The following is a 22,686-nucleotide window of genomic DNA, read 5'->3' on the forward strand; positions in this document are numbered from 1 at the left end:
GGAAGGTGTGCCCGATGGGGTGGATCGGGGGGAGGTAGAGGACGTCGAAGCCCATCGCGGCGATGGCGGGCAGCCTGCGGACGGCTGTCCGGAACGTGCCGTGAGGCTCCTCGGCAGTGCCCTCGGAACGGGGGAAGAACTCGTACCAGGCCCCGTACAACGCCCGCTCCCGCTCCACGACCAGCGGCAAGGTGTCGGACGCGGTGACCAGCTCCCGCAGCGGATACCGGCGCAGCACCTTCTCCACCGCCGGCGTCAGCGCGGGCCCGAGGCGGTTCGCCACCGGGAGCGAGTCGTCGCCCAGGGCCCGCGCTGCGGCCAGTACGACAGCCCGGCCCGCCTTCCGTGGCACACCCTCGGCGGCACGCTCGTACAGGAGCGCGCCCTCCTCCAGCACCAGACCCGTGTCGATCCCGGCCGGGATCTTGATGCCCGCGTGGTGGCGCCAGGTGGTGATCGGGTCGCCCCACGCCTCGACCCGGTAGGTCCACCGGCCCGTCGCGTCCGGGGTGACGTCCGCGCCCCAGCGGTCGGTGCCCGGGGCGAGTTCGCGCATCGGTGTCCAGGGGCCCGGGCGGCCCTCCGGGTCGCACAGCACGACGTTCGCGCCGACCGCATCATGGCCCTCACGGAAGACCGTCGCGGTGACCTGGAAGGTCTCTCCCGCGACGGCCTTCGCCGGGCGCCGGCCGGCCTCGACGGCCGGGCACACGTCCCGGATCGGGATGCGGCCGATGGCCGGGGTCGGGCTCATGGGTCTCACCTCTGCCGTGCTCGGGGTCGGGGCGGGAGTCGCGGGCGGGGCTATCCCCCTGCGGTGCTGCGCTGGGCGACCGGGGGAACATGCCCGGCGAAACGGTCCGTGTGGGTCCAGCCGGCCTGTTCACGGAGGTAGGCGACCAGGCTCGTACGGAGATAGCGCTCGGCGGCGTGCGCGGCCTCCCGCGCGCACCGCTTCCCCATCAGCACGCACAGGGTGTAGCCCGAGTCCTCGAAACTGTCGCGCGCCGAACGGTCGGACGGGGCCGCGAGCATGACACGTTCCCACGCCCGGTACTTGTTCAACTGCCGGGCGACCTCGGCTTTGGCGGGCAAGAGCATGGTGCTGGTCACCTTCCTGTGACTGCTTCTGCTTCTTCTGCTGCTTGTACTCGTACCTGTGCTTCTTCTTCCGGCTTGTGCGGTGAGAACTTCACTCATGGTGCACGCGCGACGACCCAGCGTCTTGTTGGGTCTTCAACCACCACAGAGGTCGCTCGTGTTGCACGAATGGACTAGCGCTCCCACTCTGGAGCTGACTCAGAAGCGAACAGTGCTCACGCTTCGCGTTCGGCAGCGTGGGTCCGCCGTGAGGAGCCAACGACGATGAAGACCGCATCGCCCTGCTACTACCACCTCGACGTGGAGGTCTGTCCCGAACGGGTCGGCCAGGTCGAACGCATCCTGGCCGCCCACCTCCGCCTCTGGGACCTGGAGCACCTGGTGGGACCCGTCTGCCATGGCACCGAGGTGCTGCTGCGTGCCATCGACGAGCACGCGACCGACAAGCGCGCGGTGATCGAGATGTGGTGGAACGGCCAGCACCTCATCACCGCCATCGCCGAGAACGACCGCGCCCTGCGCCCCGACCAGGAACTCCGCGGCTGTCTGGCGTGGATCGCCGCCCTGAGCGACGGCTGGGGCTGCTGTGCCACGGACACCGGTGCCAAGGTCATCTGGTTCTCCCGCCGGGCCCGCTCCTGCGAGGGCGTCCCCCTGATCCGGACCGGGCCCTCGCCGACCTTGCGGGAGGTGCGCCAGGTGCCGCGAGCGGTCCCGTCCTTCGCCGGTACGGCGGACCGGGCACAGGACGCCTTCGTGAACGTGCAGTAGGAACGGTCGGACACCGGGTCCGGGCGGCCGGCGGGCTCAGCGCGTGACGCGTGACGTCACCGTGAACTGGGCGCCGTCCGGATCGCGCAGCACCGCCTCGAACGGCCCCGAACCGGTGTCGTACCGCAGGACGCTGCCGCCGTTGTTCTCCGCGGCCTTGACACAGGCACCCACGTCCTCGACCGCGAAGTGGACCTGCCAGTGCGGGCGGATCGTCGGGTCCGGCGCCGCCTCCAGCGCGCCCGAGCCGATCCGGGCCACGACGTCGCCCCGGCTGCGCAGGACGACCTCGTCACCCTCGTAGTCGACCTCGCAGCAGCCGGGGCGGCCCGAGGCCCACTCCAGGATCTCGCCGTAGAAGATGGCCGAGTCGAAGGCGTCGCGGGTGTGCAGCCGGACGAACGCGGGGGCGGCGCGGCGCCAGGCCTCCCAGCCGGCCGGCAGTTCGCCCTCCCAGATGCCGAAGGTCGCCCCGTCCCGGTCGGCCAGCAGGGCGGCACGGCCGGGCGGGAAGGAGATCGGGCCGACCGCCGTCGTACCGCCGCGCTCGCGGGCCCGGCTCACCGCCTCGTCCGCGCTCGGCACCGCGAAGTACGGGATCCAGGCGACCGCGACCTGCCAGACGGAGGCCACCGCGGCGATCCCCGCGACCGGCGTGCCCTGCGCCAGTGCGACCCGGAAGCGGTCGCCCAGCCGGGCCGAACGCCACCGCCAGCCCAGTACGGCGCTGTAGAACGCCTCGGTGGCCCGCAGATCGCGGCTGGTCAGGCTCACCCAGCAGGGGGCGCCGAACTCGGAATGGGTCGAGACGGCGTCCGTCGCGCCGGTGGATGGTGTCGTGTCGTGGTTCATCGCCCTCGCGTCCTGGTTCCGTACACCGGCGGGCACCGGCCGGACACCAGTCTCCGGCCGAATCCCGTCCCGGTGCCTGTCGAGTACCCCGATCGGGGCTGTTGGCACCCGGCGGGCTCAGTGGCGACGATGGAGGGGCCAGCCCGGACGCGACGAACAGGAGGTGGCCATGCCGACGGACGGCGGCTCGACGGACGAAAGTTCGAAGGGTGACGGTTCCAGGGACGACGATCAGATCTTCGCGCTGCGGGCCGAGGTCGATCAGCTCAAGCAGGCCGTCACCTCGCACGCCGTCGTCGACCAGGCGATCGGCATGATGGTCGCGCTCGGGCGGGTCACCCCGGACCAGGGGTGGGAGGTGCTGAAGGAGGTCTCCCAGCACACGAACGTCAAGCTGCGCGCTGTCGCGGAGATGATCCTGATCTGGGGACGCGACGGGGACATGCCGTCCGGCATCCGGGCCGCGCTGGAGGACGCCCTCGACCGCCACGGACCGACCCAGATTCCGGGTGGCGGCGCGAACACGTAGCGCCTTTCCCGGCCGGAAGGGTGTTTCAATCCCGCCCCTTCGGTGACACCGAGGAGCAGGGCACGCCGGTGAACCGCTCCCGGGAGGGTTCGGCAGTGAGCCCGCCCCGCAGTCGCCCGGCCGCTGATGAATTGTCCGGGCGACTGCGGTGCTCGTCGCCGGGCCCGGGGTCGAGTTCCTCGCGGATGCGCGCACAGCAGGTGCTGAGCAGCCGGGAGACGTGCATCTGCGAGATGCCGAGCTGCCCGGCGATCCGGCTCTGCGTCATCCCGCGGAAGAACCGCAGGTAGAGGATGGTCCGCTCGCGCTCGGGCAGCGCCCGCAGACAGGGGCTGACGGCCGCGCGGTCGACGATCAGGTCGAACCCGGGATCGGCCCCGCCGACGGTGTCCGCGAGCGCGTACCCGTCCGTGCGCGGCAGCTCCGCCTCCAGCGACAGCACGGCGAAGCACTCCAGGGCCTCCATGCCCGTACGGACCTCGCTCTCGGTCAGCTCCGTGTACGCGGCGATCTCGGCGACGGTCGGGGGCCGGCCAGGGACGGTCGCGGACAGCTCCTTCGACGCGTTGCGCACCCGGTTGCGCAGATCCTGCACGCGGCGTGGCACGTGCAGTGCCCACAGGTGGTCGCGGAAGTGCCGCTTGATCTCGCCGGTGACGGTCGGCACGGCGTACGCCTCGAAGGCGGCGCCGCGCGCGGGGTCGTAGTGGTCGACCGCCTTGACGAGGCCGACCGCCGCGACCTGGTACAGGTCCTCCAGGGTCTCGCCGCGGCCCCGGAAGCGGACGGCGATCCGCTCCGACATGGGCAGCCAGGCCCGTACGAGGTCGTCGCGGAGGGCGTGCCGCTCGGGCCCCTCGGGCAGCCGGGCCAGGCGTTCGAACGCGGCGGCGGTGTCGGGGGCGTCGTCGTGGGGGTGGCGGTTCGTTCTCGGTGCAGTGCTCGTGGCGATGCGCATCGCGCGCACCTTCCTCCGTCGGCGCGGCTCTCAAGGACGTGCCTGCTGGCCGAAGCACTGCAAGGAAAATTCCCGCCCCCGGCAGCGTGGAAACAAATCGACATGAATCGCTACTAAACGGGTCTGTCCGGTCGCCGCATGCATGCGCGGCGGCACGGAACATGCGGCATGCACGTTCTTGACCCGGCCTTTCCTTCCCCGTTCCCCGAATACCTCTGACACAGAGCTAATCTCGGCCCTGTGGAACCAGCGAACTTCGCCGACGAACTGGCCGACGCGCTTGTCGGAGTGCAGCGGCTGATCCGGCGCCGACTGCGCGGCGGGACGAGCGTGCCCCGGCTGCGGGGCGCCGAGGTCGAGCTGCTGCGCCTGGTCATGGACCGGCCCGGCATCGGGATCTCGGACGCGGCCAGGGAGCTGTACCTCGCGGGCAACTCCGTGTCGACGCTCGTCAACCAGCTGGTCAAGGACGGTTATCTGATCCGGGGCACGGACCCGGCCGACCGGCGGGCCGCCCGCCTGCTGACCACCCCGGCGGCCGAGGCCCGCCTGAGGGACTGGCGGGAGCGACGCACCGCGCTCGTCCGACGGCAGGTGGCGCGTCTCGACGACGCCGACCGGGACGCCCTGCGCGCCGCGCTCCCTGCCCTGCGGAAGCTGGCCCGGAACCTGCGCGAGGAGACGGAGGAGACGTGACGTACGACAGGCTCACCAAGGCCGACAGGCTCACCGAAGCCGGCGGGAGCGCCGAGGTCGGTGACATCGCCGAGAGCCGGGAAGCCGTCAGCTGTACCGGACTCGTGTACGCCTTCGGTGACACCAACGCCGTCGACGGACTCGACCTGAGCGTCCGCGAGGGCGAGGTGTTCGGCCTCCTCGGGCCCAACGGCGCGGGCAAGACCACCGCCATCCGCTGTGTCACCACACTCCTGCCGGTACCAGTCGGCATGGTCCGCGTCTTCGGGAACGACGCCGCCGGGGACCGGATGGCGGTGCGCCGGCTGCTCGGCTACGTACCGCAGCAGCTGTCCGCCGACTCCGGGCTGACCGGACGCGAGAACGTTGTCCTGTTCGCCCGGGTCTTCGACGTCCCGCGCCGCGAACGCGCCGAACGGGTCGGCCAGGCGCTCGCGGCGGTCGGGCTCAGCGACGCCGCCGACCGGCTCGCCGGGACGTACTCCGGTGGCATGGTGCGCCGGCTCGAACTGGCCCAGGCGCTGGTCAGCGCGCCCCGGCTGCTCATCCTCGACGAACCCACCATCGGGCTCGACCCCATCGCCAGGACCGGCGTGTGGGAGCACATCGACGCCGTGCGCGCCGCCACCGGCATGACGGTCCTGGTCACCACGCACTACATGGACGAGGCCGACCAGTACTGCGACCGCGTCGCCCTGATGCACCACGGCCGCATCCGCGCCCTCGGCACCCCCGACGAACTCCGGGCGGGACTCGGCGAACGGCGCCGGGCCGAGGGCGCGTCCGACACCGCACCGCCGCCCACGCTGGAGGACGTCTTCCGGGACATCGCCGGCAGCGGCCTCGACGAACGGTCAGGAGACTTCCGCGATGTCCGCAGCACCCGCCGCACCGCTTCCCGCGTCGGCTGACCCCGCCGCCCGCAACCTCCTGCTCGTACCGCCCACGCCCCGAACGGGCTGGCGGCTGCTGCCCGCCAGGGTCGGCGCCATGTGCGCCGTCGAGCTGCAGAAACTCCGCCACGACCGCACCGAGCTGTACACCCGGGCCATCCAGCCCGCCCTCTGGCTGCTGATCTTCGGCGAGACCTTCACCCGGATCAGGGCGATACCGACCGGCGGCATCCCCTACCTCGACTATCTGGCGCCCGGCATCATCGCCCAGTCCGCGATGTTCATCGCCATCTTCTACGGCATCATGATCATCTGGGAGCGGGACGCCGGCATCCTCACCAAGCTCCTCGTCACCCCCACCCCGCGCGCGGCCCTCGTCACCGGCAAGGCCTTCGCGGCCGGGGTGAAGGCGCTCATCCAGGCCGTCGTCGTGATCGTCATCGCGGCCCTGCTCGGCGTGGCCATGACCTGGAACCCGCTCAAGCTGCTCGGCGTCGCGGCGGCCGTCGTCCTCGGCTCCGCCTTCTTCTCCTGCCTGTCGATGACGATCGCCGGGATCGTCCTCACCCGCGACCGTCTGATGGGCATCGGCCAGGCCATCACCATGCCGCTCTTCTTCGGCTCCAACGCCCTCTACCCGGTCAGCGTGATGCCCGGCTGGCTCCAGACGATCAGCCGGATCAACCCGCTCAGCTACCAGGTGAACGCCCTGCGCGGACTCCTCCTCGGTACGCCGTCCAACCTCCTCGTCGACTTCGGGGTGCTGCTCGTCGCAGCCGCCCTGAGCATCGTGGCGGCCTCCTCGCTCCTCGGTCGGCTGGCCCGCTGAACACCGGTCACGACCTTGCACCGGAACGTGATGTGCGGCACGCGGCCACCGTGTGTGGGACGGCTCTTCGGCGGATTTCCGCTGCACACCGCTTGATCAGTGATCAAGGGGGCGAATTCGCTGGCCACAGCGCATTCCGCTCATTTGACTGTGCGCCGGGCACAAGGATAGGAAGCAGCCATCCGAGGTCGAGAGGTGGACTGTGCGCGAGCCGAACGTGGTCGGGGACTGGCATGAGTACGACGAGCATGCCGGCCTGCGTGTCCGCGTCCACCGTCTGCTGGCGGCCGAACCGCCGCGCGGACGCGACGACGCAGCCGACGGCCTGACCTATTTCAGCCTCCGGGTCACCGTCGAGAACCGTGGCGACCGGCACTACGGCGTCCACCTGGAGGACGGCCAGATCGACGTCCGGGTCGGCCCCGACGGCGAGGGCGCCTTCATCGACTGGCGGAACTCGCAGTTCATCGAGGGCTTCGACGTCCACCCGCTGCGCCGCGCCACGGCCGTCCTGTACGCCGCCGGCCCCGAAGCCGCCCTGACGCAGGTGGACGTACAGATCCAGCTGCGGGTCGAGGAGGAGTGGACCGCCCGGCACCTGTGGGCGGGCGGGATCGGCCTCCCCGAGGACTTCACCGGCACCGGCGCCCACCATGGCACCGCCCGGGACGGCGTGGCCGTACAGGCCAGCGACTTCCTGAAGGCCCAGCGGGAACTCAGGGAGCAGCGGGACCAGAAGGGCCAGACGGAACCCACCTGAGCGGCCCGCCGCTCGCCCCCGGCTCTCAGTGCCTCTCAGTGCGCGATGTCGTCGATCAGCTCGCGCGCGCCCTGCCGCAGCAGCGCCACCGCCACCGACGTGCCGAGCGTGGCCGGGTCGAGACGGCCCGCCCATTCGTGGGCGTTCAGCTGGACCTTGCCGTCCGGGGTGAACACACAGGCGCGCAGCGAGAGTTCGCCGCTGCGGGACACGCGCGCGTACCCGGCGATCGGGCTGTTGCAGTGGCCCTGGAGGACGTGCAGGAACATTCGTTCGGCCGTCGCCTCGCGCCAGGTGTCCGGGTCGCCGAGGCCGCTGACCGCGTCGATCACCTCGGTGTCGCCCTCGCGGCACTGGAGGGCGAGGATGCCCGCGCCGATCGGCGGCATCATCGTCTCGGGGGAGAGGACCTCGCTGGCCACGTCCATCCGGCCGATGCGCTCCAGCCCGGCCACGGCGAGCAGCAGGGCGTCCGCCTCGCCGGCCGCGAGCTTCTCCAGCCGCCGGTTGGCGTTGCCGCGGAACGGCACGCACTCCAGGTGCGGGTGGGAGGCGGCCAGCTGGGCGATGCGGCGCACCGAGGACGTACCGATCCGGGTGCCGTCAGGCAGCTCGTCCAGGGTCAGGCCGCCCGGGTGGATCAGGGCGTCGCGGATGTCGTCCCGCTTGAGGAACGCGGCGAACATCGTGCCCTTGGGCAGCGGCCGGTCGGCGGGCACGTCCTTGACGCAGTGCACCGCGAGATCGGCCTCACCGGCGAGCAGCGCGGCGTCGACCTCCTTGGTGAACGCCCCCTTGCCCTCGACCTGGGACAGATCGCCCATCCACTTGTCGCCGGTCGTCTTCACGGGGACGACCTCGGTGCGCGTGTGCGGATGGACGACGGCCAGTTCGGCACGTACCCGCTCCACCTGGGCCAGGGCCATGGGCGAGTCGCGGGAGACGATACGGATCAGTTCAGGGACGGACATGCCGACACGATAGACCCTCAGAAGCCCCCTCCCGCTCCGAATCCGTCGCTTCGCCGCGGGAGTCCGCACCCGGCCCGGCAGCCACCAGCCGCCCCGCAAGGGCCTTCGCGAGGACCGGGCTCCCCGAGCGAACGGTTTCCGTCGAGTTTGGACCGGTGTCTCCGACCGCCGGGTCGGCGGGGCGGCCGGCCAGGGCTCCGACCCGGCGACCCCCTCCGGCCTGGTCGGCCGGATCGAGGCGGGCGAGTCGACCCGCGACGAGGCGGACCGGTTGGGCTTCCTGCTGCTGATCGCCGGCCACGAGACCACCGCCGACATGAGCGCCCTCGGCACCCTCGCCCTGCTCCGGCACCCGGGCCGGCTCGCCCTGCCGCGCGACCCGGACGACCCGAAGCCGGTCACTTCAGCGGTCGAGGAACTGCTGCGCTGCCTCAACATCGCCCACGGCGGACGGCGCCGCGCGGCCCTGGCGGACATCGGGTTCGCGGCAGCGCCTTCGCCTTCGGGGTCCACCAGTGCCTGGGCCGGCCGCCGGCCAGGCTGGAGCTGGAGATCGTCCACGGCACGCCGTACCGCCGTATCCCCGCCCTGCGCCTGGCCACCGGCCTGGAGAACATCGCCTTCAAGCACGACGGACCGGTGTACGGGGTCCACGGACTCCCCGTCGAGTGGTGACCCGCCGTACCGGTCGCCGCCCCGACCGCTAGAGGTCGTTCTGCCCGTCGAAGGTGACGACGACCTTCTCGGCCGCGCCGGGGGTGAGGGCGAGGGTGAAGGCGGTGTCGACCTCGTCGAAGGGGACGCGGTGGCTGATGAGCTTGGCGAAGCGCTCGTGGTGCTCGACGAGTTCGGGGGTGACCTCGAAGATCTCGGTGGGGTAGCCCTGCGAGGCGATGAGGGTCAGCTCGCTGCGGAGCATGCCGCCGAGGTCGATCTGGTCGGACTTCTTCTGTACGGCGACCATGACGAGCTTCGCCTTCCACTTCGCGGAGTCGACCACGGTCTGGATGACGGCGGGTGCGCCGGCGGCGTCGATGTAGATGTCGGTGCCCGGCCGGGGCTGGCCCAGCGCGTTGGCGGCCTGGCCGTGCAGCTCGGTCAGCCGTTCGGTGACGTTCTCGGTCCTGGAGTTGATGACGGCGTCGGCGCCGACGGCGAGGGCGGTCTCCAGGCGCTCGGGGATGACGTCGGCGACGACGACGTGCTTGACGCCGCGCAGCTTGAGCCAGATGGTGGCGCCGAGGCCGATGGGTCCGGCGCCGAAGACGATCACGGTGTCCTCGGGCGTGGCCTCGGAGCGGTTGACGCAGTGCCGGGCCACCGCCATCGGCTCGTTGAGGGACGCGATGTCGAAGGGGACGGTCTCGGGGAACACGGTGACGGTCCTGCCCACCTCGCAGTCGTCGAGGAGCAGGTACTCGCTCATCGCGCCGTGCTCGCCGCCGCAGCCGATGATCCCGGACGACACCCCCTGCGGATTCACGACCACCCGGTCACCCGCCTTGAGGCCCGTGACCTCCGCGCCGACCTCCACGACCTCACCGGCCGGCTCGTGGCCGAGCGGGATGGAGACCATCGACCCGTCGGGACCGAGCGGGCTCCCGCCGATGTGCACGAAGAACGTGTCGGTGCCGCAGATGCCGCAGGCGCGGACCCGCATCAGGACGTCCTTGGGCCCGGGCACCGGACGCTCGACCTCGACGACCTCGATCTTGCCCTGGGGGCCGGTCTTGACGGACTTCATGGTGGTCATGGGATGGCTCGCCTTCTGCGTAGGGAATCGCTGTTCGGGTGGGGGAGATCCAAGGGTCGGGGCCGCTCGCCCCGATGTGCCGAGGGCGCGCGGGGCGGCATCGGCCGAACCTTCCGTCTCCAGGTGTCCCGAGCCCGGCACCGGACGGGGGGAGTTGTCCGGTGCCGGGCCCGTGGACTGCGCCGATCCCCGTCCCCACGGGTTCGACGCGGCGGGGCCTCCTCCGCTCAAGGCGGCCCCGGTCGGGGGGGTCGTGCGGTTCCGAGGAATCCGACGAGCCGTTTTGCTTGAGTAAGGCAAGCACATGTGAATTACTTGAGTCAAGCAAGCTAAATCGACCAGTCGCCGATCGCGGCGAGGGGAGTGGGTAATTTTGCTTGAGTCACGCAAGCAGAATGCTAGGGTGGCGCGCATGCCCAGACCACCGTCAGCGGAAGTCCCCGCTCCGGCGGCGACCGACGTGGCCGAGATCGACCGCAATCTCAACCGGATGGCTCATCTGGCCAACCACGCCAGAGAGCACGGACGGCTGAGAGAGCTGGCCGGCATCCCGCTGGAGCGCTCCGCCGTGGTGCTCCTGCGCCAGATCGCCGACTCCGAACCCCTGCGCCCGGGGGAGCTGGCGAACCTGCTGGCCGTGGAGGCCTCGCACATCACCCGACAGGTGCAGCGCCTCCAGGACGCCGGTTACGTCACCCGCGTACCCGACCCCGTCGACCGCCGTGCCCAGCGCATCCGGCTCACCGCGGCGGGCGAGGAGGCGGTCGGCCGCATCCGTGCGGTCAAGTGCCGGTCCATGCGGATGGCACTGGAGGACTGGTCACCCCAGGAACTCCGGCGCCTGGCCGCCTTCGTCGACCGGATGGTCGACGACCTCCTCGCGTACGCCATCGCCTCGGACGGCGGCCGTGAGACCGCCGTACCCCACCGCACCCCCTGACCGCACCGGGCGGCACCGGGCGTCCCCCGCCCGCCTTGCCGTCCGGTCCCGCCGGACGGCCGGCCACGGGGCTCGCGCAGTCGTCAGGACGGGAAGCGTGGAACCAACATGAACGGTCCTTCCATGGTGAGCAGCAGCGACGAACCGGCGCCGGTCCAGGACGGCGGACAGCACATCCTGGTCGTCGCCGGTGATCCCGCGACCGTCGAGCTGCTGTCCACGACCCTGGAACTGGCGGGCTACCTGGTAGCCGTCGCCTACTCCGGGACCGAGGCCCTGAGCCGACTCGGCGGCTTCCGCTTCGACCTCGTGGTCCTCGACCTGACTCTGCCGGACCTGGACGTCCTGGCCCGCCGGCACCGCGTCACCGGCGAACGTCCCGCCGTCCTCTTCCTGGCCCCCGCCGACTCCCTGGGCATGCTGCTGACGGCGATGGGCCGGGCCGGCCAGGACTACGTGACCACCCCGCTGCGCATCGCCGAGGTGCTGGTCCGCGTCCAGGTACTGCTGCGCGCCTGGAGCCCGGCCCGGCGGCTGAGGGTGCTGTCGTACGGCGACCTGGCCCTGGACGACGCCAGCTGCGAGGCGCGCAGGGGGCCGCGTCCGCTCGAACTGACCCCGGCGGAGTACCGGCTGCTGCGCCATCTGCTGGTCAACTCCGGAAAGGTGCTGTCGAAGGAGCAGATCGCCGGGCACGTCTGGGGCGAGTACCGGGGCGGCAACGCGATCGAACAGCTCGTCTCCCGGCTGCGCCGCAAGGTGAACCAGGAACGCCCGGCGCTGATCCACACCCGCCGGGGCTTCGGCTACTGGCTCGGCAGCCCCACCCCGTGACCCGCAACGGCCACCGGCCACCGGGATCGCGAGACGTACGACCCGACCGACCGCGCACGACGAGGAACTACCCGACGACGAACTCGGAGCGCCGACATGACCATGCGTGTGGAACTCGACGAACCGAAGTGCGTCGCCTCGGGCCAGTGTGTGATGGCCTCGCCGGAGGTCTTCGACCAGCGCGACGAGGACGGCATCGCCGTCGTCCTGGAGGAGACCCCCGGGGACGGACTCCTCGACGGCGTCCAGGAAGCCGTCGCCATCTGCCCGGCGGCGGCCATCCGGCTGGTCGAGCGGTGAGGCGGATCCTGGACGACGGTCCGGTCTGCGACGAGTGCTGCGCGGCGGCCCCCTATGTGTACGCGGCCGGTGATGTGGCCCGCAATCTCCTCGCCCCGGACGCCCGCAGGCCCTTCGCGCCCGTGCCCTACTTCTGGTCCGACCAGTACGTCATGTTCCTGGCCGCCTAGCGCACGGCGACCGGCTGGTGGGCGTCCTGGTGGGAGCCGACCCGGTGGTGGTCGGCCGAGGTGCGGCGGTCGCTCGGCGGCCGTGACGGCGGACTGCCGGCAAACCAATTTAGTTGAGTTACGCAACGAGATGGTAAAGTGGAGGCCATGTCCACACCGCCACCCAAAACCGCTCCCGCCCCGAAGGATGTGGCCGAGATCGAGCGAGCTCTCACCCGCATCTCCTATCTGGTCAGCCGTGCCCGACAGCACGACCGTCTGATGGCGGTCGCCGGAGTGCCGCTCGACCGGGCCGCCACCGCGCTGCTGCGGCAGATCGCCGACTCGGAACCGATGCGCCCGGGCGAACTCGCCAACCGGCTCGCGGTCGAGGCCTCCCATGTCACCCGCCAGGTGCAGCAGCTCCAGAAGGCCGGTTACGTCACGCGCGTGCCCGACCCCGACGACCGCCGTGCCCAGCGCATCGAGCTGACCGCCACGGGCGAGGACGCCGTCGAGCGCATCCGGGAGGCGAGTATTCGAGGGATGCGGATGGCCCTCGGCAACTGGTCCGCCGAGGAACTCCAGCAACTCGCCGGCCTCTTCCACCGGATGGTCGACGACTTCCTCGCCTACTCCTTCGAGGAGGAGGGCGAGCCGACCGACGCGACCGAGGGGGCCGCAGCGGGCGGGACGGGCGTCGTCCAGTCGGTGCCCAGTACCTGACGCACCACCCCATGCCGTGTCGCACCGTCCCCGCGGTGCGATCGGCTACTCCCCATCGAGTCCTTCGAGCCCTTCGAGTACCAGCTCGACCGTATGGCGGCCCCTTCCGGCCGCGCTGAGAACCGGGGCGCCCGGCCGGCCGTCCACCGTGCAGGAGCGCACCCGGTTCCCCGCGCCGCTCAGCGTGATGTCCAGCGTCAGGTCCCGCCAGCGCAGGCCGTGCAGCCGGACCGGACCCCAGTGCCGGGGCAGGCACGGTCTCAGCCGCACGGTGTCCGCCGAGTGCACCAGGCCGACCATCCCCTCATGGATCAGGCGCAGATACGCGGTCGCCGACCAGGTCTGGTGCGGTTGTGAGACGAAGTGCTCGGGTCTGCCGCTCGCACCGCTCTGCCAGCCCCCGTCGACTTTTCCGCTCACCGAGTCGTACACCTCGTAGAAGTCGCCCCCGCTGCCGGTGACGAGGTCCGCGAAGGTCTCCACGGCCCGCGCGAACTCCTCGGTCCGTCCTGCCATGGCCGCCGCCAGCCCGTACAGGCCGTGCACCATCGGCCACACCATCACGTTGTGCCGCCCCGGACGGCTCGCGCCGAACCGGGCGAAGTGCGGCCAGACGTTCACGATGCCGTGCGGCTGCCAGTGCGCGCCGGCCAGGAGCTGCCGCGCCCGCCGCTCGTCGGCCACCCCCAGCAGCACCGCGAGGGCCAGCCCGGCGCCCTCCTGCGAGGTGTCGACCCGCCCCGCGAACGGCCCGCTCCCGTGCACCAGATACGCGTACGTCCCCGCTTCCGGCCGCCACAGCTGCCGGTCTACCGCCGCCCGCAGCCGCCCGGCCGACGTCCGCCACGCCTCGGCCTCCTCCGGTCTGCCCAGGGCGTCGGCCATGGCCGCCAGCGCTGTCCGGGCGCCGTAGTACAGGCAGTTGGTCGACAGGCACATCAGGTCGGCGGCGTGCGGATGGTCCAGGACGAAGGACGAGCGGACCTCCGGGGCGGAGGGCGGCTCGGGATAGCCGGAGATCCCGTCGTTCATGAACCCCGGCCCCCGGAAGAGCCCGTACGCAGCGTCGAAACTGTGCTTCTCGCGCTCCCTCATCGTGTGCACGGACGTCTCGTACGCCTTGGCCAGGAAGTCCCCGTCGTCGGTGACCAGATGGTGGTGCCGGGCGGCCACGATCCACACGACCTGGTCCCACCACTGGTTGTCCTGCTGCACGACCAGCCCGCCCGGCCCCCGGTCCACCACCGACCACAGGGTGTTGCGCCCGACGTCCGGTGCCAGCAGCGAGGCCGCGCTCCAGGCGTTGACGGCCGCGTCCCGGGTCCACCGCTGGGGCGTCGGATAGCCCGCCCCGGCCCGCACCAGGGTGCCGGGAGGGTCGGTGAGCAGTCCGGCCCTGTCGTAGACCGCCGGATCCGCCGCGATGGTGTTGCGGTCGGTCATGTCCGTGAGCGCGGAGGCGTAGAGCCTGCCGAGCCGTTGCTGGGTGGTCGGGTCGTCGAAGGCGAGTGAGGGCATGGTGTCCCCGATCTGCGGGATCACTGCACGGGCACGGGTAGGGGTCATGGTGCGGGTGGGGGCGCTGGTCGGGGCCGGTGGCGGTGCTTGTACCGGGGTGCGGGTTGGTGCCGGGGCCGCGCCGACTGCCGCCGCCGTGAGCGCCGTACCGCTCGCGGCCTTGAGGAACCTCCGTCGGTGGAGCGGGCCTCCGCCGCCGGCCCGGTCGCCGGTGTCCTGCTCCGCAGCCGTCATGGTCGTTCCTCTCCGCGCCCCGTGAGCCCTGTGACTCCCGGAGCCTGGAGAACGACGGCCCGGCGCGGTCGGTGACGCGGTGGTGCCGGTCGTACGCGGGCGGCGGATCAGACGATGCCTCCGTTCGCGCGCAGCACCTGGCCGTTCACCCAGTGGCCGGTCGGGCCGACCAGGAAGGCGACCACCGAGGCGATGTCCTGGGGTGTGCCCAGGCGCTCCAGCGGGGGCTGGGCGGCCAGGCGGGCGACGGTCTCCTCGTCCTTGCCGTCGAGGAACAGGTCGGTGGCCGTCGGTCCGGGCGCGACCGCGTTCACCGTGATGTCCCGGCCGCGCAGCTCCCGGGCGAGGATCAGGGTGAGGGCCTCGACTGCGCCCTTGCTCGCCGCGTAGGCGCCGTACCCCGGGAAGGACAGCCCGAGGACCGAGGTCGAGAAGTTGACGAGCGCGCCGCCCGGCCGCAGTCGGCGTGCCGCTTCGCGGTCGACGACGAACGTGCCCCGGATGTTGGTGCGGTGGACGGCGTCCAGCTCGTCCAGGTCGAGGTCCGCTATCGGGGACAGGGCCATGCGGCCGGCGGCGTTGACGACGGCGTCGACACCGCCGTACGTGCTCTCCGCCAGCTCGAACAGGGCGCTCACGTCGGACTCGTCGGCGACGTCCGCGCGGGCGGGGAGCGCGGTGCCGCCGGCGGTCACGATGTCGCGTACGACATCCTCCGCGGCCTCCTTGCTGCCCGCGTAGCCGACCACCACGGCGAAGCCGTCGGCGGCGAGCTGCCGGGCGACCTGACGGCCTATGCCGCGCGAGCCGCCGGTGACGATCGCGACGCGCGGGCCGGTGGTGGGGCGGTCGGAGTGGGTGGAGCCTGGCTGGCTGGTCATGACGGTTTCCTTCCCATTGCTTCGTAGCGACGCTACGGCCGACTCGTATCGACGGTATCACGGAATCGTAGCGATGTTAAGAGTTGCTCGTAACGGCGCTACGGATGGCGTACCGTGAACGCATGGACGCGAGAGAGAAGATCCTGGACGCCGCCACGGAACTGCTGGCCGGAGCCCCCGCCGCCGATGTCTCGACGCGCGCCGTGTGCGAGGCCGCGGGTGTCGGGGCGCCGATGCTCTACCGGCTCTTCGGCGACAAGGCGGGGCTGCTCGCCGCCGTGGTCGACCGGGGATTCGAGCAGTACCTCGCCTCCAAGCGCGCCGCCCGCCCCAGCGCCGACCCGGTCGCCGACCTCAAGCGCGGCTGGGACAACCACATGCGGTTCGCGCTGGACCACCCGAATCACTACCGCCTGATGTACTCGCCCGAGCTGACCGCACCCCCCGCCGCCGCCAAGGAGGCCCACGCCCTGCTGCACGGCGTGCTGGAGCGGTGCGCGGCGGCCGGAGTGCTGACCGTGCCTCCGGAGGCCGCCACCCGGGTCGTCATGGCGGCGAACGTCGGTGCGGCCCTGTCCATGCTCACCAGACCCGAGCAGTACCCCGACATCCGGTTCGCCGCCCGGCTGCGCGACTCGGTGATCGACTCCCTCACCCGCACCGCCGGCGAACCGCACGACTCCGGCCCGGGGAGCGCCGTACCGGCGGCGGCGGCCACCCTCGCGGCCCGGCTGCGCGCCGAACCCCCGCAGCGGCTCACCGCGGTGGAGGCGGCCCTGCTCCAGCAGTGGCTGGGCACCCTGGCCGACTCCGGCGAGCCCCCGGCCTGACCTCGGGCGGCGGTCGAACACCCGCCTCCCCAGCGTCTTTTACCGTCCAGTAGGATCGCCCGGCACACCATCCGAGGAGGAAGCGTGTCCGGCTCCCAACGCTCACCCCTGCTGCTCGCCGGTCTGCTGGCCGCAGCCGGTGTCACCCACTTCGTCGCGCCCCGCACCTACGACGCGATCGTGCCGCGAGCACTGCCGGGCACGCCCAGGACCTGGACGTACGCCAGTGGTGTCGCCGAACTCGCGCTGGCGGCCGGGGTGGCGCTGCCGCGCACCCGGCGGGTCGCCGCGCTCGCCACGGCGGGCTTCTTCGTCGGGGTGTTCCCGGCCAACGTGAAGATGGCCGTCGACTGGCGAAACCGGCCCGCAGCCCTGCGGGCCGGTGCCATCGGGCGGCTGCCGCTCCAGGTGCCGCTCGTCCTGTGGGCACGCAGTGTCGCGAAGAACGGAGAGGGCCGGTCATGACACGCAAGCTGAACGTCGGCGACAAGATCGAGGACTTCGAACTGCCCGACGAGAGCGGAGCGCCCCGCAAGCTCTCCGAACTCCTCGCCGACGGGCCGATCGTCCTCTTCTTCTATCCCGCCGCCCTGACGCCCGGCTGCACCGCCGAGGCCTGCCACTTCCGGGACCTGGCCGCCGAGTTCGCCGCCGTCGGCGCCCGGCCGGTCGGGATCAGCGGGGACTCGGTCGACCGCCAGCAGGAGTTCGCGCAGAGCCACACCCTCGGCATGCCCCTGTTGTCGGACGCCGACGGGAAGGTCCGCGAGCTGTTCGGGGTGAAGCGCGGCTTCTCGATGATGCCCACCAAGCGGGTCACCTTCGTCATAGCCCAGGACCGCACGGTCCTGGAGGTCGTGACGAGCGAACTGCGCATGAACACCCACGCGGACCGCGCCCTCGAAGCCCTCCGCGCGCACCGGGGCTGACCTCCCCGCGCGCGGGACGTTCCCCGGCCGTCCCTCCCGTCCCGCGGAAGGACAGGTTCCGCGCGACAGGTGTGCCGAGGTCGTCCATCTGGGTTGATGCCAGGGGGCCCAGGGACCATCCTGGGGCGTATGAAACAAGTCGCCGCCGCGGTGATCGTCGATGCCCGAGGCATGGTGACGGGATGGAGCGAGGGTGCCCGGCGGTTGACGGGACACCCGGCCGAAGCGGTCGTAGGACACCCGGCCGCCGCACTGCTCGCCGAGCCCCTGCCGCCGACGGCCGTGACCGAGCTGGCCGGAGTGGTCGCGCTCCGCCACCGGGACGGCCGCCGCGTCGAACTCGCCGTCAGCGCGTGCCCCGTACAGGGCGAGGACGGCGAGGCGCGCGGGTACGTCGTCACCGCGCTCCCCGAACCGGCCGCCCCCGAACCGCCGTCGGCCGCGCCGGGATCCGCCCTCATCGAGCGCGTCGTCCAGCAGGCATCCGTGTCCCTGTCCGCCTTCGACGCGGACCAGCGGTACCTGTGGCTCAACGGCGCCGCCAGCGAACTGATGGGCATCGAGGAGCAGGCCCTGGTCGGACGGTTCTACGCGGACCGGAACGCCATTCCCGACGACCGGATCAGCACGGGATTCCTGATCAACCTGCGCGAGGTCGTCCGCACCGGCCGGCCCGCACGCTACGAGACCTTCGGCAAGGACGCGGACGACGGCCGGGAACACGCCTGGAGCCTTGAGATGTGGCCGGTGCGTGACGAACTGGGCGCCGTCACCTCGGTGGGCATCGCCGCCTTCGACAGCAGCGAGGAGCACTGGGCCCGCCGGCGGCTCGCCCTGCTCAACGAGGCCGCCACCGCCGTCGGGACCACCCTCGACGTCGTCCGCACCGCCGAGGAACTCGTCGAACTGGCCGTCCCCCGCTTCGCCGACTTCGTCAGCGTGGACCTCCTCGACTGGGTGCTCGGCGCGGACGAGCCGCCGAGGGCCGCCGACGAGATCGTGCTGCGCCGGGTCGCCCACGGCTCCGTCACCGAGGGCACCCCCGAGGCCGTCATCCCGCTCGGCGCGACGGACACCTATCCGCCGTTCACCCCGCCCGTCCGCGCGATGGCGGAGGGCCGGGCGCTGCTCGGCCGGGCAGGCGAGCGGGCGTTCGACGAATGGGTGGCCGAGCGCAACGCCCGCGAACCCGTCGGCCGCGAGTTCCGCAAGGGCGTCCACTCCATGGTCACCGTGCCCCTGCGGGCCCGCGGCACCACGCTGGGCGTCGCCGTCTTCCTGCGCATCGCCTGCCCCGACCCCTACACGGAGGACGACGTCGTCCTCGCCGAGGAACTGGCCAGCCGCGCCGCCGTCTGCGTCGACAACGCCCGCCGGTTCGCCCGGGAACGCACCACCGCGCTCGCCCTCCAGCACAGCCTGCTGCCCCGGGGACTGCCCGGCCAGGCGGCCGTCGAGATCGCCCACCGCTATCTGCCGTGCGGGTCGGTGGCCGGGATCGGCGGCGACTGGTTCGACGTCATCCCGCTGTCCGGCAGCCGGGTCGCCCTCTGCGTCGGCGACGTCGTCGGCCACGGCATCCAGTCCTCCGCGACCATGGGACGGCTGCGTACGGCCGTACGGACCCTCGCGGACGTCGACCTCCCGCCCGACGAACTCCTCACCCACCTCGACGACCTGGTCACCCACCTGGCCGACGAGGAGGACGGCGACGACGTCGCAGAACTGGGCGCCACCTGCCTCTACGCCGTCTACGACCCGGTCTCGCGCCGACTGACCCTCGCCTCCGCAGGACACCCGCCGCCCGCCTTCGTACCGCCCGGCGGTGTCGCCGAGCTGATCGAGGTGGCGGCCGGACCGCCGCTCGGCGTCGGCGGTCTGCCCTTCGAGGCGACCGAGCTGAAACTGCCCGAGGGATCTCTCCTCGCCCTCTACACGGACGGCCTGATCGAGGACCGCGACCGGGACATCGACCACGCCACCGCCGAGCTGTGCCGCGCCCTCGACCTGCCCGGCGCCTCCCTCGACACCGTGTGCGACGCGGTCCTCAAGGCCGTACTGCCCGAACAGCCGGGCGACGACGTGGCCCTGCTGCTCGCCCGTACGCACGCCCTGGGCACCGGGCGGGTGGCCACCTGGGACCTTCCGCAGGACCCCGCGCACGTGGCCGTCGCCCGTCAGGGGGCGATGGAACAACTGGCCGCCTGGGGACTGGAGGAGGAGGCCTTCGTCACCGAACTCGTCGTCAGCGAGTTGGTGACCAACGCGATCCGGTACGGCGAACCGCCCATCCAGCTCCGGCTGATCCGGGACCGCGCCCTCATCGTCGAGGTCTCGGACGGCAGTTCGACCTCACCGCATCTGCGCCGGGCGCACGCCTACGACGAGGGCGGCCGTGGTCTGCTGCTCGTCGCCCAGCTCACCCAGCGCTGGGGCAGCCGGCAGACGGGCACGGGCAAGACGATCTGGGCGGAGCAGCCGCTGCCGGCCGAGTGATCCGCCCGGCCGGCCCGGTTCAGCGGTCGGTCACTCGAAGTCGCAGCCGGGGTTCGGCGCGTCCTCGGAGAAGGGCGAGCCGTGCGGCAGCACGTACAGGACGTCGAGGACCACGGGTGTGCTGCCGAGGTTGCGGCCGATGTGGACGTTGCCCGGGCCGGCCGGTTCGGTGATGGTGCTGCCCTTCGGATACACCCCGTCGGAGGCGCAGGTCGAGTCGAAGTGACTGAGGGTGCCCTGCTTGACGATGCCGTAGAGCGGGCCGTCGTGGTAGTGCCAGCCGGTGGCCTGACCTGCGGGGATGGTGATCTCGCGCAGGGTGTAGTCGGTGCCGCCGATGGTCTTCTGGGCGATGATCACACCGGAGACTCCCGGACCCGGCGGAGTCGCCTGGGCGGTGCCGCCGAGGAGGACCGCGGTGACGGTCACGGCTCCGGCGGTGGCGGTGCGAAGCAGGTTGCGCATGGTGTGGGGCTCCTCAAGGAAGAGAAGTGAGCGCGCCATGACATCTCGACGTGATCGTAGGGGGCACGGCGCCCGGCCGAAAGAGGGGAGCCGTCCACCGGACGGGTCGCGCCGGTGACCGCCCGTCCGTCACGTACGGGCAGTCACCGGCGCCGGGGAGAGGGGGCCGGGGCGGGGTGCTCAGGCCCGCTCGGCCACCGCCCCGGCCGGAACCGGGGTCGCCTCCTCCGCCGCTTCCGGCCGGGGCCGGCGCGGAATCCCCAGCGCGCACAGCGCGCCCGCGAACACCACGGCGACGCCGACCCACACCGCCGGGTGCAGCCCGTCCACGAACTGCTGCGGCGAACCCGTGGAGCCGTGCGCCACGAACACCGTGCTCAGTACGGCGATCCCGAGCGCCCCGCCGATCTCCCGGACGGTGGTGTTGGCACCGGACGCCTTGCCCGCGTGCTCACGGCTGACCGAGCCCAGCACGACCGCCGCCGTCGGCGCGAACACGAAGCCCATGCCGATCCCGGCCACGATCATCGGCCCGACCAGCGAGGAGTACGGCGTGTCGATGCCCGCGACCAGGTTGATCCAGCCGAGCCCGACGCCCTGGAGGAAGAGGCCCAGCGCCATCAGCCGGCCGCCGCCCACCTTGTCGGTGAGGAGACCCGCGACGGGCGCCACGAACATCGGCATCAGCGTCCAGGCGAGGGTGCGGACGCCCGCCTCGAACGGGGTGCGCGGCGGCACGATCTGGAGGTACTGGGCGAGCAGGAAGAGCGAACCGAAGACCCCGAAGTACATCGCCGCCGACACGATGTTGGTGAGGGTGAACGCCCGCACCTTGTAGAAGGACAGCGGCAGCATCGGTTGCGCGACCCGGGACTCCCAGGCGACGAACACCGCGAGCAGCACCGCGCCCGCGCCGAACGCGCCGAGCACCTCGGCCGAGGTCCAGCCGTCCGTCTCGCCGTTCACGATGCCCCACACCAGGGCGAACAGCCCGGCGGCGGCCAGCACCATGCCGACCAGGTCGAGCCGGACCCCCGGCAGCGAACTCTCGCGGAGCGTCAGCAGGATCAGCGGTACGGCGACGATGCCCACCGGCACGTTGATCCAGAAGATCCACCGCCAGTCCAGCCCGTCGACCACCGCACCGCCCACCACGGGTCCCATCGCGACGGCGAGACCGCTGACGCCCGACCACAGACCGAGCGCCAGCCCGCGCAGCCGGTCCGGGACCGCCTGCGACAACAGGGTCAGCGACAGCGGCATCACGGCCGCCGCGCCGAAGCCCTGCACCGTACGGAACGTGATCAGCTGCGCGCTGGTGTCGGCGAGACCGCAGCCGACCGAGGCCAGCGTGAAGACGACGATGCCGATCACGAAGACCGAGCGGCGGCCGAAGCGGTCACCGAGCGCGGCTCCCGTCATCAGCAGACAGGCGAAGCTGAGCACGTAGGCGTTGACGAACCACTGGAGCTGCTGGGTGTCCGCCTTCAGATCGACGGCCAGGGTGTGCAGGGCGGTCGAGACGACCAGGTTGTCGAGCGCGACCATGAACATGGGCACGCTGCACGCGACGATCGCGAGCCACAGCGGCACACGCCGGCCCTCGGCCGGCGGCGCGACGGCCGCGTCCTCCACGACCGGGTTCTCTTCGGACAGCGTCATGGCGGGGGAGTCTCCTTGGCGGGGAACGGGGTGGGGGAGGGAGAAGGAGGAGGGGGAGGGCGGTTCAGACGGCCGGGGTTCCGCCGTCAGCGTCCGCGCGCTCCTGGGCTGCCAGCCGCTCGCGCGCGTCCGACCAGTCGATGGGCAGGCCCGCCGACGGCGTCTCCCAGAAGGTGAAGACCGAGCGGTCCATCGTCGAGCGCAGACCGGCCATGACCGACTTGTGCGGCTCGGTGCGCGCGTACGTGTAGAGGGCCTGCTTGTCCTCCCAGGCCGACAGCGTCCAGAACGTGCGTTTGAGCGGCTGGGCGATCAGCGAGGCGCCGTACGCGCCCGGCGCGCTCTTGACCTGCTTCCACGCGGCGAGGGACCGCAGGAAGAAGCGGGGTACGTCGCTCAGCGAGCGGACCTCGAGGCGGGACGCCATGACGTACGCCGTCGCGTCCGGAGCGGGCTTGTTGACCTTGGTCCAAGGCAGGGTGGGCATGGCGGGCGGCCTTCTTCTGGGAGGCGAGTCGGACTTCTGGGAGGCAGGGCGAAGCGAGGGCGTTCTTGGATACCTCCACTATCCATGTTAGACAGTAGAGGTATCCAATGACCAGAGCGGAG

The 22,686-nt window shown here is 71.8% G+C and carries 25 protein-coding genes and 2 pseudogenes; 16 read left to right on the forward strand and 11 right to left on the reverse strand.

What is annotated here, in order from left to right:
• Both CW359_RS07030 and CW359_RS07035 read right to left on the reverse strand, forming a co-directional pair.
• Positions 1-754, reverse strand: a 754-nt coding sequence (locus tag CW359_RS07030; RefSeq protein WP_157968503.1) for a maltotransferase domain-containing protein, incomplete at its 3' end; no start/stop codon positions are given.
• Between the two features lie 50 nt (positions 755-804).
• Positions 805-1,101, reverse strand: a complete 297-nt coding sequence (locus CW359_RS07035; RefSeq protein ID WP_105969232.1) for a DUF5133 domain-containing protein — start codon at positions 1,099-1,101, stop codon at positions 805-807.
• 264 nt (positions 1,102-1,365) lie between these two features.
• On the opposite strand from CW359_RS07035, the gene CW359_RS07040 reads away from it, so the two are divergent.
• The gene (locus CW359_RS07040; RefSeq protein ID WP_105968915.1) at positions 1,366-1,872 is read left to right on the forward strand and encodes a pep a2; all 507 of its coding nucleotides are present in this window, start codon (positions 1,366-1,368) and stop codon (positions 1,870-1,872) included.
• 36 nt (positions 1,873-1,908) lie between these two features.
• On the opposite strand, the gene CW359_RS07045 is transcribed toward CW359_RS07040, so the two are convergent.
• Positions 1,909-2,724, reverse strand: coding sequence for a VOC family protein (locus tag CW359_RS07045; RefSeq protein WP_198655120.1), 816 nt, complete (start codon positions 2,722-2,724; stop codon positions 1,909-1,911).
• A gap of 169 nt (positions 2,725-2,893) precedes the next feature.
• On the opposite strand from CW359_RS07045, the gene CW359_RS07050 reads away from it, so the two are divergent.
• Positions 2,894-3,253, forward strand: coding sequence for an ANTAR domain-containing protein (locus CW359_RS07050; RefSeq protein ID WP_105968917.1), 360 nt, complete (start codon positions 2,894-2,896; stop codon positions 3,251-3,253).
• 25 nt (positions 3,254-3,278) lie between these two features.
• On the opposite strand, the gene CW359_RS07055 is transcribed toward CW359_RS07050, so the two are convergent.
• Complete coding sequence (locus tag CW359_RS07055) at positions 3,279-4,211, reverse strand: SigB/SigF/SigG family RNA polymerase sigma factor (protein WP_408647459.1); 933 nt, start codon at positions 4,209-4,211, stop codon at positions 3,279-3,281.
• A 240-nt stretch (positions 4,212-4,451) separates the two neighbouring features.
• Between CW359_RS07055 and CW359_RS07060 the strand changes: the two genes are divergently transcribed.
• From CW359_RS07060 to CW359_RS07075, 4 genes are all read left to right on the forward strand, one after another.
• Positions 4,452-4,907 (forward strand): MarR family winged helix-turn-helix transcriptional regulator, encoded by a 456-nt coding sequence (locus CW359_RS07060; RefSeq protein ID WP_105968918.1) that lies wholly within the window; start codon positions 4,452-4,454, stop codon positions 4,905-4,907.
• A gap of 65 nt (positions 4,908-4,972) precedes the next feature.
• On the forward strand, positions 4,973-5,818 hold the full coding sequence (locus CW359_RS07065; protein WP_105969233.1) for an ATP-binding cassette domain-containing protein: 846 nt from the start codon (positions 4,973-4,975) through the stop codon (positions 5,816-5,818).
• On the forward strand, positions 5,778-6,629 hold the full coding sequence (locus CW359_RS07070; RefSeq protein WP_105968919.1) for an ABC transporter permease: 852 nt from the start codon (positions 5,778-5,780) through the stop codon (positions 6,627-6,629). Before CW359_RS07065 ends, CW359_RS07070 begins: the two co-directional genes overlap by 41 nt.
• 202 nt (positions 6,630-6,831) lie before the next feature.
• Positions 6,832-7,389: a hypothetical protein gene (locus CW359_RS07075; protein WP_105968920.1), complete on the forward strand. Its 558-nt coding sequence runs from the start codon at positions 6,832-6,834 to the stop codon at positions 7,387-7,389.
• Positions 7,390-7,424: 35 nt separating this feature from the next.
• Here CW359_RS07075 and hemC read toward each other — a convergent pair whose 3' ends face one another.
• Positions 7,425-8,360, reverse strand: a complete 936-nt coding sequence (hemC, locus tag CW359_RS07080; protein ID WP_105968921.1) for a hydroxymethylbilane synthase — start codon at positions 8,358-8,360, stop codon at positions 7,425-7,427.
• Positions 8,361-8,589: 229 nt separating this feature from the next.
• Here hemC and CW359_RS46310 point away from each other — a divergent pair.
• Positions 8,590-9,035, forward strand: a pseudogene (locus CW359_RS46310) (cytochrome P450); the annotation flags it as partial.
• Positions 9,036-9,063: 28 nt separating this feature from the next.
• Here the strand turns inward: CW359_RS46310 and CW359_RS07090 are convergent.
• Positions 9,064-10,113 (reverse strand): zinc-dependent alcohol dehydrogenase, encoded by a 1,050-nt coding sequence (locus CW359_RS07090; protein ID WP_105968922.1) that lies wholly within the window; start codon positions 10,111-10,113, stop codon positions 9,064-9,066.
• A gap of 412 nt (positions 10,114-10,525) precedes the next feature.
• Between CW359_RS07090 and CW359_RS07095 the strand changes: the two genes are divergently transcribed.
• The 5 genes and pseudogenes from CW359_RS07095 to CW359_RS07115 all read left to right on the forward strand — a co-directional run bounded on the left by CW359_RS07095 (position 10,526) and on the right by CW359_RS07115 (position 13,062).
• Complete coding sequence (locus CW359_RS07095; protein WP_105968923.1) at positions 10,526-11,053, forward strand: MarR family winged helix-turn-helix transcriptional regulator; 528 nt, start codon at positions 10,526-10,528, stop codon at positions 11,051-11,053.
• 123 nt (positions 11,054-11,176) lie between these two features.
• Complete coding sequence (locus CW359_RS07100) at positions 11,177-11,887, forward strand: response regulator transcription factor (protein WP_232838265.1); 711 nt, start codon at positions 11,177-11,179, stop codon at positions 11,885-11,887.
• 102 nt (positions 11,888-11,989) lie between these two features.
• Positions 11,990-12,187: a ferredoxin gene (locus CW359_RS07105; RefSeq protein WP_105969234.1), complete on the forward strand. Its 198-nt coding sequence runs from the start codon at positions 11,990-11,992 to the stop codon at positions 12,185-12,187.
• Between the two features lie 8 nt (positions 12,188-12,195).
• Positions 12,196-12,354: pseudogene (locus tag CW359_RS07110) on the forward strand (NAD(P)/FAD-dependent oxidoreductase); the annotation flags it as partial.
• A gap of 150 nt (positions 12,355-12,504) precedes the next feature.
• Positions 12,505-13,062 (forward strand): MarR family winged helix-turn-helix transcriptional regulator, encoded by a 558-nt coding sequence (locus tag CW359_RS07115; protein ID WP_105969235.1) that lies wholly within the window; start codon positions 12,505-12,507, stop codon positions 13,060-13,062.
• Positions 13,063-13,107: 45 nt separating this feature from the next.
• Here the strand turns inward: CW359_RS07115 and CW359_RS07120 are convergent, their stop codons facing one another.
• On the reverse strand, positions 13,108-14,814 hold the full coding sequence (locus CW359_RS07120; protein WP_105968925.1) for an MGH1-like glycoside hydrolase domain-containing protein: 1,707 nt from the start codon (positions 14,812-14,814) through the stop codon (positions 13,108-13,110).
• Between the two features lie 107 nt (positions 14,815-14,921).
• Entirely contained in the window at positions 14,922-15,695 is a 774-nt protein-coding gene (locus CW359_RS07125) for an SDR family oxidoreductase (protein WP_105968926.1), read from the reverse strand.
• A 122-nt stretch (positions 15,696-15,817) separates the two neighbouring features.
• Between CW359_RS07125 and CW359_RS07130 the strand changes: the two genes are divergently transcribed.
• The 4 genes from CW359_RS07130 (at position 15,818) to CW359_RS07145 (ending at position 19,950) form a co-directional block, all read left to right on the forward strand.
• Positions 15,818-16,525, forward strand: coding sequence for a TetR/AcrR family transcriptional regulator (locus CW359_RS07130; protein ID WP_105969236.1), 708 nt, complete (start codon positions 15,818-15,820; stop codon positions 16,523-16,525).
• Positions 16,526-16,609: 84 nt separating this feature from the next.
• Positions 16,610-16,990 (forward strand): DoxX family protein, encoded by a 381-nt coding sequence (locus CW359_RS07135; RefSeq protein ID WP_105968927.1) that lies wholly within the window; start codon positions 16,610-16,612, stop codon positions 16,988-16,990.
• The gene (locus tag CW359_RS07140) at positions 16,987-17,454 is read left to right on the forward strand and encodes a peroxiredoxin (protein ID WP_105968928.1); all 468 of its coding nucleotides are present in this window, start codon (positions 16,987-16,989) and stop codon (positions 17,452-17,454) included. Before CW359_RS07135 ends, CW359_RS07140 begins: the two co-directional genes overlap by 4 nt.
• 129 nt (positions 17,455-17,583) lie before the next feature.
• Positions 17,584-19,950 (forward strand): ATP-binding SpoIIE family protein phosphatase, encoded by a 2,367-nt coding sequence (locus tag CW359_RS07145; RefSeq protein ID WP_105968929.1) that lies wholly within the window; start codon positions 17,584-17,586, stop codon positions 19,948-19,950.
• A gap of 30 nt (positions 19,951-19,980) precedes the next feature.
• Here CW359_RS07145 and CW359_RS07150 read toward each other — a convergent pair whose 3' ends face one another.
• From CW359_RS07150 to CW359_RS07160, 3 genes are all read right to left on the reverse strand, one after another.
• Positions 19,981-20,415: a cupin domain-containing protein gene (locus CW359_RS07150; protein ID WP_105968930.1), complete on the reverse strand. Its 435-nt coding sequence runs from the start codon at positions 20,413-20,415 to the stop codon at positions 19,981-19,983.
• A 180-nt stretch (positions 20,416-20,595) separates the two neighbouring features.
• Positions 20,596-22,077 (reverse strand): MFS transporter, encoded by a 1,482-nt coding sequence (locus CW359_RS07155; protein WP_232838266.1) that lies wholly within the window; start codon positions 22,075-22,077, stop codon positions 20,596-20,598.
• A gap of 64 nt (positions 22,078-22,141) precedes the next feature.
• Positions 22,142-22,564 (reverse strand): DUF3291 domain-containing protein, encoded by a 423-nt coding sequence (locus CW359_RS07160; RefSeq protein WP_105968931.1) that lies wholly within the window; start codon positions 22,562-22,564, stop codon positions 22,142-22,144.
• Positions 22,565-22,686: the final 122 nt, after the last annotated feature.

The organism is Streptomyces geranii (assembly GCF_002954775.1).
Taxonomy (GTDB): domain Bacteria; phylum Actinomycetota; class Actinomycetes; order Streptomycetales; family Streptomycetaceae; genus Streptomyces; species Streptomyces geranii.